Genomic DNA, 9,633 nt, shown 5'->3' on the forward strand with positions numbered 1-9,633 from the left:
TGTGGAAGACGGGAAGTTAAGCCCACTTCCGTTTTAACCAATCATGAATAAAAGCCTAAAATTAATTATGTCCCAGACTTTTTCTCAACAAAAAATCACTTATCCCACATGGCTCGTGAGATAAGTGATTTTTAGTAATTATTTAATATTAAGAGTTAACCGGTTTTTTATCCCTCAAATTGAAATTCTTCCATTTTCTAACTTGTCTACTGTAGTTAGTGAATGGTGATACGGCATTGATTCTGATCCATTTAGCAACTGGCCACATAGCCTTAGTAGTAGCCCACTTGCGTTCACCGGGTTTAAATAGCTCGTCATGTGACATATTTTCGATCCAAGCAATCAACTCAGCCACGACACTGCCGAGTTCTTCCTTTTCATTCTCAATACCATCTGAACCATATTTGATGTTAAAATCATGATACAATTCACGCATTTGATCCCATTGGTATCCAGGAGTTGGTGTTGTAATCTTAGTCCCACCGGCTTCTGTTTTTTCCCATGACAAAATCATATTGATCCAACCGACTTGATATGAGAGCATCTCACGTGGAGTCTTATCCACTTGGTCAATTCTTTCATCAGCGACATCGTCACCGATCCCCTCATATTCATCAATGAATTTATGATAACTCACTTTAATTTGGTCTATCAATTCTTCTGAATTTTTATATACCTGCATGCCTTCGCTACCTTTCATCGATTTAAAGTTCCCAAGATGGGAACGTCCCAATATCTATTATAGACTTGAATCTGTCACTGTGGGGAAAAAACGCTCATGATATAGCAAAAAAGTAGTGAGTAAGCGGTTTATTTATGTTATATTAGTAAGTTATACAAAAAAGACCGATGAATTTTCCACAAATTCATCGGTCTTTTCCCTATTTTAAACCAATCATGATGAAACAAATTTTCAGATTTTGAATGTTGTTTTACACTCTTTTTCCTACAAATTCGGGTCCATCTTGAAGGTTAATTTTGATAACTCTGTTCCCTGTGTAATCAAAGCGGCTAAATGAGCTTGTGTAGCTTCGTTATAATGCTTAGCAATCTCATGATTCTGCTCAGTTAAGTATTCGGTTAATTTTTCACCGCTCATCTTAACAGCTTTTTGATCAACTGCTGCGATTTTTCTTCTTGCCCAAGCTGATAATTCTTTTTGATAATCTAGGTTATCGCTGGCAAATTCGGAATAATGGCTCTCAACAACCATTGCTAAGGTCTCATATAACCAATAAGCACTCTTTAAATCTAATTTATCCGGCACGAAACTGTACGATTCATCGATATCGTTAGCATCCGTAAAGAATGGCACATAGGGACTAAAACTAGGAATACCTAAGGCTTTCCACTCTATTCCCAGAACACCATTTTTGGAGCCACGTAGTTGTAAGATATGTGAATTAGCAGTTCGAGACAGGGAAATAGCACGGTAACGTTTCTTATCGTCTTCGTTACCACTACCGATAGGATCAAATTCAGTTTCATTATAATGTGACGCCAAAATATACTGAATATCTTCAACAGAGATCTTCTTCTCAGCTTTTCTTAGGAATGGTAACTCTGAAGATTCAGGATTTTGCTCAATTGATGGGTTCAAATATTTCTGACCATACCAAACTCTTGGCGTGTTGTAATGTCGATCTTGTTTAGTGCTTGTTCCAAAAATATGTCTAAAGTCCCAACGGTCAAAATCTGGATTCAAATCATGTTCGGAAACAAATTCTTGAATACCATCTGACCACATATAGTTTTCAGGATCATTGAAGTCGATATCTTCAACTCCCATCTGATTAGCAGCCACAGCATAACAATCGTCTGGAATCCGGATAGCGACCCAATGGTGACCCGTAGCAAGTTCCATATACCAAACTTCATTTTCATCAAAAAATTCTACACCGTTACTTTCAGTCGAGCCATATTTAGCAATCAAATCACCTAAATACTGCACTCCTTCACGAGCAGAATTGATATATGGCAAAACCAAAGTCGTAATGGAATCTTCAGCGACGCCATCTTCAATTAATGGGTCATAGGCTAAAACTTTTTCATTAGCAACGGTACTTTCAGTCGCACTCATCCCCACGTTTTTTTCATTGATTCCATCTTCTTCATACCAGCCCTCGTCCTGATTGGCATCTGGGGAAGACGTATAACGATAACCTTCTTCTGGTAATTCAACACTTAATTTATTATAAGGCGATGTGTAAGTTTCATGACGTCCTTTTACTGCTGGTTGAACGAAGAATCTCTTAGGCCAATTAGCCACAAAATTATCTTCATTTCGGGCAATGTAGGTTACTCCATCCATTGATGCTTTTTTACCAACCATAATTGAAGTACAGGCGGCGTGGCTATGTTGTCTCATCTTAAATATTCCTTTCTATTAATCTCCAAAAATTTCTTTCTTCAACTTCAAAGCTGTTGGTGTTGTAGCTAGACCACCTTCAGCGGTTTCTTTCCACATTGATGGCATTTGTTGACCAACTTTGTGCATTGCCTCAACGACTTCATCAGTTGGAATTACACTCTTAATTCCCGCCAAGGCCATATCAGCTGAGATCATTGCCTGTGATGAACCCAAAGCATTTCGTTTTACACAAGGCACTTCAACCAAACCTGCTACTGGATCACAAATCAAGCCCATCATATTTTGCAAAGTAATAGAAATTGCTTCCGCGGCCATCTGAGCAGTCCCACCTTTAGCGCAAACTAACGCTGCTGCAGCCATGGCAGACGCTGAACCAACTTCGGCTTGACAGCCACCCTCGGCACCAGCAATTGAAGAATTGTTAGCTATTACCAGACCAAAGGCTCCAGCGGTGAAAAGGAAATCAACTTGTTGGTCACGAGTTAATTTTAGACGATCTCGCGTAGCCACTAACACTCCGGCCAATACTCCAGCGCTACCAGCAGTTGGCGTAGCACAGATCAAACCCATTTTGGCATTAACTTCATTAACCGCCACAGCATTTCGAACGGCCTCCAAAATTGGTTCACCACTCAAAAAATCACCTTTAGCTAAATATTCATCCATCAATTTGGCATCCCCACCAGTTAAACCAGTAACTGATTTAACCCCAGCAACACCTTCCTTGATCGACTTTTCCATAACTTCCAAATTTCGTTCCATTTGTGAGCGAATAAACTCACGACTACGATCAGTATTTTCCATTTCCGTTTGAATCATCAATTCAGCGACTGAATCATAATCAGCACTTTTTTTAACTAATTCTTTAATTGTATAAAACATCTCGTAATCCCCTATTCAAAATACGTTGCATTATCAACGTTTGGTAATGCTTTTAATTTTTCCAAAATTTGTGGACGATCACGCCGCTCATCAACTTCAATGATCATAATGGCTTTTTCACCTTTAGAAGCACGTGTAACAGTCATTGTTCCAATATTAATATTGAAGTTCATAAATACATCGGTCACCTTGGCAATCATTCCGGCAACATCTTGATGCACAGTGATATAAGTTGGTGTTCCCAAACTAAGTGACATCTTAAATCCATTGATCTCTGAAATTTGAATATTTCCTCCACCAATTGAAATCCCAGTCACTGACAACTCATGGTCACCTTTAACTAAATTGATTTTGGCAGTATTGGGATGATCAACCTTATCGCTCTTGGGTACAAAAGCTACCTTAATTCCTTGGTCATAGGCTATTTTCAATGAATCAGCTAGATGTTCATCATCTGGTTCCATACCCAACAATCCACCGACAATTGCGACATCAGTTCCATGTCCACGGTAAGTTTTCGCGAATGATTCATACAAATCAATTGTGATCTTATCAGGCTTTTCACCAAAAATATCATGAACCACTTTACCAATTCGGGCCGCACCAGCAGTATGTGAACTACTTGGACCAACCATTACTGGTCCGATGATGTCAAAAACACTTTTAAAACGTATATCTTTCATGGTAATTTACCCCTAAATCATTTTCGTTATTTAAAGTTTACAATTAATCTTTGTGAAATTCATCATTATTTTTATTAAGAATGTATTACTAAAGATTTTTCAAAGAAAAAACGACAAATACCCACTCCTGCTAGGGGAATTAGATATTTGTCGTTATTTTATTTTTAGAGATTATAGACATTAGACAAATGTGTGGAATCTAACAATTGCCCTTCGTTCTCTAAAGATTTGGATCCATCTTAAATGTTAATTTAGATAATTCAGTTCCTTTAGTAATTAAATCAGCCAAATGTATCTTAGTAGCATCATTATAATGTTTAACAATTGCCTTATTTTGTTCTGTTAAATAATCTGTCAGAGCTGAACCTGTCATTGTTACAGCCTTCTTATCAACTTCAGCAATTTTGCGACGTGCCCAAGCTGACAATTCTTTTTGATAATCTAAGTTTGGTTCAACAAATTCTGCATAATGTGCCTCAACGACCATGGCCAATGTTTCATACAACCAATAAGCACTCTTCAAATCAAGAGTCTTTGGCGTGTAACTGTATGATTCATCAATATCATTGGCATTAGTAAAGAATGGTACGTGTGGACAGAAGCTGGGAATACCAAAGCCAGTCCATTCAACCCCGGCAGCACCGTTCTTAGCTGAATCTCTCATTTGTAGGATATGTGAGTTCGCCGTTCTTGAAAGAGAGATAGCACGATAAGTTCGCTTATCATGATCACTACCACTGCCCATTGGATCATATTTTGTTTCATTGTAGTGTGACTTCAAAATATATTGGATATCTTCAATCGCAATCTTCTTTTCAGCTTTTCTGATGAAGGGAAGTTCTGGTGATTCCGGTTCTTGCTCGATTGATGGGTTCAAATAACGTTGAGCAAACCAAACACGTGGATAGTTATAATGGTGATCTTGTTCAGTATCTGTTCCAAAAATATGTCTGAAGTCCCAACGGTCAAAGTCAGGGTTCAAATTATTCTCTTCAACAAATTCTTGAATTCCATCAGCCCACATGTAATTTTCTGGATCGTTAAAATCGATATCTTGAATTGCAACTTGATTAGCAGCTACGGCATAAGAATCATCAGGAATGCGCACAGCAACCCATTGGTGACCCGTAACAACTTCCATATACCAAACTTCATCTTTGTCGTTGAATTGTAATCCATTACCTTCAGCCGAACCATATTTAGCAACTAAGTTGCCAAGATACTTAACACCGTCCCGAGCTGAATCGATGTATGGCAAAACTAAAGTAGCTAATGAATCTTCGGCTAAACCATCTTTCACATATGGATCAAAAGCCAAAACTTTTTCGTTAGCGTAAACACTCTCCGTTGCACTCATACCGACGTTCTTCTCGTTGAATCCATCTTCTTCATTAGGACCAGCAGATTGATTGGCATCAGGTGTTGAAGTGTAACGATAACCACTTTCTGGATATGGTGCAGTCATTTTATTATATGGTGAAACATAAGTTTCATGACGGTCAGAAACAGCTGGTTGCACGATGATACGTTTTGGATGAATCGCAACCATCCGATCTTCATTTCTGGAAATATAAGTGGCACCGTCCATTGAGGCCTTCTTACCAACCATGATTGATGTACATGCTGATGCTTCGATACGATCTAACTCTGTCATTTTTTATCCCCCACTTAAAATTTATCTATATAGTTTATGATACTCGTTCTTTCATTTTTAAAATAGATAATCATTGAAATAACCAACTTGTCAGATAACATCTCATATCTCTGCCATAAGATTATTCTTCGTTGGCGTAACAGAACCCGTCGTATATTTTTATTTAACTAAAGTTACGAAATGCTCCAAATTCTGTGAAACACATTCCAAATCGACATTGCCACCTGATACCAAGGCAACTACCTTCTTGTTTTTGATCCATTTCGAATCAATTTTATGTGCTTCCAAAGCCGCTGTTGGTAAAGCTCCTGCTCCTTCAACGACCGTCTTAGTCCTTTGTAAAAGATCTTTCATAGCTGTGGCAATTTCTTCTTCACTAACTAGCACCATTTCATCGACCAAATGTTCAGTGATTGGGAAAGTTATTTGCCCTGGAGTAGCGACAGCTGTCCCGTCAGCTAAAGTTTTTCCCTGACTAAAACTGATTATCCTATCAGCCGCATACGAAGCTGTCATTCCATGAATATTCTCTGATTGGACCCCAACAATATGAATTTGCGGATTGAATGATTTCAAAGCTGTAGCGATTCCAGAAATCAAACCACCTCCGCCAACAGGAACGATCACTGTATCAACATCCCACAGCTGATCAAGAATTTCCAAACCTATCGTTCCCTGACCAGCAATAACATCGACGTCATCATACGGATCAACAACGGTATAGCCCTTACGAATAGCTTCCTCTTCCATAAATTGGTGGGCCTCATCAAAGTTATCACCATATAAAACCACTTTGGCACCATATCCGGCAGTAGCCTGCTGTTTAGCTAAGGGAGCTCCATGAGGCATTACAACAATGGCATCAATTCCCAATAGTTGTGAAGTCAAAGCTACTCCTTGAGCATGATTACCGGCTGAAGCAGCAATTACTCCCCGGGCCTTTTCAGCGGCAGTTAAATGATTAATTTTGTTGAAAGCCCCGCGAAATTTAAACGATCCAGTCAGTTGCATATTTTCCAACTTTAAATAAACTTCGCCAGCAGTTACGTTACGACTCAAAAACATCGATTGTAACAATGGCGTTACTCGACCAACTTGATGAATAATATGGGCTGCTTCTTCAATATCTCTAATTGTTACTGGATTTTGAAACTTTGCCGATGAGTGTATATCTTTTACAGACATCAAGACGTCCACCTCCAAATTCATTGCATTTTCATATTAACGCTTACATTTGGAGAAGACAACCATTTATTGTGATAATTATCACATTGCTTATTTACTGTTCAGGACTAGTGAACACCTGTCTTTAAGAGAATTTTATGATTCATAATTCTTTTGTTTTCATGAAAACCAGCCCTGAATTTACAATAAATATTTAGTTCTTACTCAGATTTAATTTTTAGAAAAGTTACGTCTTTCAAAAAAATCACGCTATATTATCATCTACAAATCCCAATTTTAAGGGATTTTGCGATAATATAGTGTGATTTTTGATTTATAATAAATTATTTACTTTAAATTTTCGCCATTAGATTGAATTACTTGCTGCAACCACCAATAACTCTTCTTAGGAATTCTTTTCAAATCCTTCAAATCATGATTGGTGCGATTAACATAAACCGTCCCATAACGTTTGTCCATATTGCCACTGGAACTAGGAATATCGATCAGCCCCCAACCCAAGTAACCTAGAACCTCTACACCGTCTTCAAAAATAGCGTCTTTCATGGCTTGGATATGATCACGCATATAAGAGATCCGCTCATCATCTTGAATTTCTTTGCCGGTAAATTCCTCACGTATGCCCAAACCATTTTCAATTGGAAACATTGGTACACCATATTCGTTATAAACTTTCGTCAAAACATCTCTGAATCCCAACGGATCAATTTGCCAACCAAACTCAGACGTCTCTAAATATGGATTAGGCTTGATACCGTAATCCAGGTATAAATTAGGAACCGTTCCTTCCTGAATTTGTTCCGCACTAATTGTGTCACTACGATAATAACTGAAAGCAATAAAATCAGAGGTTACTTTAACCAAAGTTTCACCATCATTTAATTGGTAATCCATTTCGATCTTATGTTTTTTAACATAAGTCATCACTTCATTAGAATAACGTCCATAAATAAATGCATCCAATAAATTACGATTCAAAAATTCATTGACTTGACGAACACACAAAATATCTTTTGGATTCGGAGTAGCTGGATAAACTTCACTATAAGCTAACATCCCACCAATTTGACAATCAGTTTTTTCATGAATATAGTTAGCCACGCCTGCATGAGCTAACATCACGTGGTGACTAATTTGATACAGTTCATTAATTGTTTTATCACCCGTCAAATAACCAGAAATATTGAAAGCTTCACTGGTATGATAAAGGTTTTGTTCATTAAAAGTAATCCAATATTTAACTCGGTCACCAAAACGTTTAACCATTTCCGTACCATAACGGACAAAAGCACTAACGACAGGACGAGATAAAAAACCATTATATTTTTTAGCCAAAGCTAATGGCATATCAAAATGATACAAACAAATCATCGGTGTAATATTTCGTTTCAACAAAGCCTCGATTAATCGTTCATAAAAGGCAATTCCAGCCTCATTGAAATTCCCATCACCTTTGGGATCAACTCGGCTCCAAGAAATTTGAAATCGATAAAAGTTCATTCCTTGTTTTGCCATCAAACTAAAATCTTCATTATAAAGATGATATTCATCAATTGCATCATGCCAATCAGAAGTATTAGTCGTAGCTGGTTTCAAATCATAAACCGATTCACCTTTACCATCAAGATCAAAAGCCCCCTCTGTTTGCATACTGGAAGTGGAGTTACCCCAAAAGAAATCATTTGGTAATTTATCTAGCATCTTCATCCCGCCCTCTCCTTTTGAACACGCTTTCAGTATACAGTAAACTCAGTCAATGTAAATGTTCAATCGTAAATATGTATATACTTTTAAATAATGAGGAAATTGGTACTATATAATGTTAAACTTTTATTTGAAATGGTATTTGGGAACATTTTTAGGAGATTGATATTTATGGCATACAAATATAAACAAGTCGCTGATGATTTAAGAAAACAAATCAAATCTGGCAAATATACTCCAGGGGAATTAATCCCTGATCAAAATCAAATTGCAAAAAACTTTAACACCACTCGAATTACTGTTCACAAGGCGCTACAACTCTTAATGGTCGAAGGTATGGTTTATTCTAAGCGTGGTTCTGGGACCTACGTCCGTAAGGATTATATTGCAGACGACCACACTGATGATTTTGGCAAAGTTTCTCCAATCGATAAACCTTTTGGAGCCACTAAAACTAACCAGGGTAAAACGGTCACTAGTAAAGTCCTCGAATTATCAGCTCGTATCCCTACCGCCGATGAGGCCGACAAACTTATCATTCAACCGACTGAACCAGTTTATGTGATTCGACGGGTTCGCTATGTTAATGGTGAAATTTTTGCTTATGAACATACAATCATGCCTACCTCAATTACTACCTTAACTGAGGATATTCTTGAGAATTCAATTTACGGTCACCTTCAAAAAGAAGGTCTTAGTATTGAAGGAACCCATCGTATTGTTCGAGCTGATAAAGCTAGTCAAGCCGATGTTGAAACTGGAATTGCTCAAGAACTAGGTGAACCAGTGTTGGTAATCAATCAATTGAGTTATCTTGATGACGGTCAACCATTTGAAATATCGGAATCACGTTTTCCCTATCAAACTAGTCAATTAACTGCCGACATAACTTTATAAATAAAATAATAAAAAATTGCATTACTCTAATTTGCTTTTCTTACTCATGATTGGTTAAAGCGGAAGTGGGCTTAACTTCCCGTCTTCCACAACAAAGCCGATTTGGCTGGAACGCAGTAGGCCGACTTGAAGCCGATGAGGTTCACATCGTCTCCAAGCTCGACCTCATTCTAAGCAATAAATTGCTAAGAATGATTTTACTGCTGAGCCAATCGGCTTTGTTGTTCCAGACTAACGATATTTTTAAATAAAAGAAG

The 9,633-nt window shown here is 37.7% G+C and carries 8 protein-coding genes; 1 reads left to right on the plus strand and 7 read right to left on the minus strand.

Annotated elements, in window-relative coordinates:
* Positions 1-148 precede the first annotated feature (148 nt).
* The 7 genes from IV57_RS12475 to IV57_RS12505 all read right to left on the minus strand — a co-directional run bounded on the left by IV57_RS12475 (position 149) and on the right by IV57_RS12505 (position 8,476).
* Positions 149-700, minus strand: coding sequence for a ClbS/DfsB family four-helix bundle protein (locus tag IV57_RS12475; protein ID WP_057881853.1), 552 nt, complete (start codon positions 698-700; stop codon positions 149-151).
* Between the two features lie 246 nt (positions 701-946).
* Positions 947-2,368, minus strand: a complete 1,422-nt coding sequence (locus tag IV57_RS12480; RefSeq protein WP_057881854.1) for a C69 family dipeptidase — start codon at positions 2,366-2,368, stop codon at positions 947-949.
* Between the two features lie 18 nt (positions 2,369-2,386).
* Positions 2,387-3,253, minus strand: a complete 867-nt coding sequence (sdaAA, locus tag IV57_RS12485; protein WP_057881855.1) for an L-serine ammonia-lyase, iron-sulfur-dependent, subunit alpha — start codon at positions 3,251-3,253, stop codon at positions 2,387-2,389.
* Positions 3,254-3,264: 11 nt separating this feature from the next.
* Positions 3,265-3,936 carry an L-serine ammonia-lyase, iron-sulfur-dependent subunit beta gene (gene sdaAB, locus IV57_RS12490; protein WP_057881856.1) on the minus strand — a complete coding sequence of 224 codons (672 nt, stop codon included), beginning with the start codon at positions 3,934-3,936 and terminating at the stop codon, positions 3,265-3,267.
* Between the two features lie 220 nt (positions 3,937-4,156).
* Positions 4,157-5,590 (minus strand): C69 family dipeptidase, encoded by a 1,434-nt coding sequence (locus tag IV57_RS12495; RefSeq protein ID WP_057881857.1) that lies wholly within the window; start codon positions 5,588-5,590, stop codon positions 4,157-4,159.
* 159 nt (positions 5,591-5,749) lie between these two features.
* Positions 5,750-6,775, minus strand: coding sequence for a bifunctional threonine ammonia-lyase/L-serine ammonia-lyase TdcB (gene tdcB / locus IV57_RS12500; RefSeq protein ID WP_057881858.1), 1,026 nt, complete (start codon positions 6,773-6,775; stop codon positions 5,750-5,752).
* Positions 6,776-7,102: 327 nt separating this feature from the next.
* Complete coding sequence (locus tag IV57_RS12505; RefSeq protein ID WP_057881860.1) at positions 7,103-8,476, minus strand: glycoside hydrolase family 1 protein; 1,374 nt, start codon at positions 8,474-8,476, stop codon at positions 7,103-7,105.
* Positions 8,477-8,650: 174 nt separating this feature from the next.
* Between IV57_RS12505 and IV57_RS12510 the strand changes: the two genes are divergently transcribed.
* Positions 8,651-9,376 carry a GntR family transcriptional regulator gene (locus tag IV57_RS12510; protein WP_057881859.1) on the plus strand — a complete coding sequence of 242 codons (726 nt, stop codon included), beginning with the start codon at positions 8,651-8,653 and terminating at the stop codon, positions 9,374-9,376.
* Positions 9,377-9,633: the final 257 nt, after the last annotated feature.

It is taken from the genome of Companilactobacillus kimchiensis, from assembly GCF_001438805.1.
GTDB lineage: Bacteria > Bacillota > Bacilli > Lactobacillales > Lactobacillaceae > Companilactobacillus > Companilactobacillus kimchiensis.

Excerpts from the sequence above, each read along its gene's own strand:
- IV57_RS12475 (WP_057881853.1), bottom strand. The coding sequence starts at position 700 with ATGAAAGGTAGCGAAGGCATGCAGGTATATAAAAATTCAGAAGAATTG.
- IV57_RS12480 (WP_057881854.1), bottom strand. The coding sequence starts at position 2,368 with ATGAGACAACATAGCCACGCCGCCTGTACTTCAATTATGGTTGGTAAA.
- sdaAA (WP_057881855.1), bottom strand. The coding sequence starts at position 3,253 with ATGTTTTATACAATTAAAGAATTAGTTAAAAAAAGTGCTGATTATGAT.
- sdaAB (WP_057881856.1), bottom strand. The coding sequence starts at position 3,936 with ATGAAAGATATACGTTTTAAAAGTGTTTTTGACATCATCGGACCAGTA.
- IV57_RS12495 (WP_057881857.1), bottom strand. The coding sequence starts at position 5,590 with ATGACAGAGTTAGATCGTATCGAAGCATCAGCATGTACATCAATCATG.
- tdcB (WP_057881858.1), bottom strand. The coding sequence starts at position 6,775 with ATGTCTGTAAAAGATATACACTCATCGGCAAAGTTTCAAAATCCAGTA.
- IV57_RS12505 (WP_057881860.1), bottom strand. The coding sequence starts at position 8,476 with ATGCTAGATAAATTACCAAATGATTTCTTTTGGGGTAACTCCACTTCC.
- IV57_RS12510 (WP_057881859.1), top strand. The coding sequence starts at position 8,651 with ATGGCATACAAATATAAACAAGTCGCTGATGATTTAAGAAAACAAATC.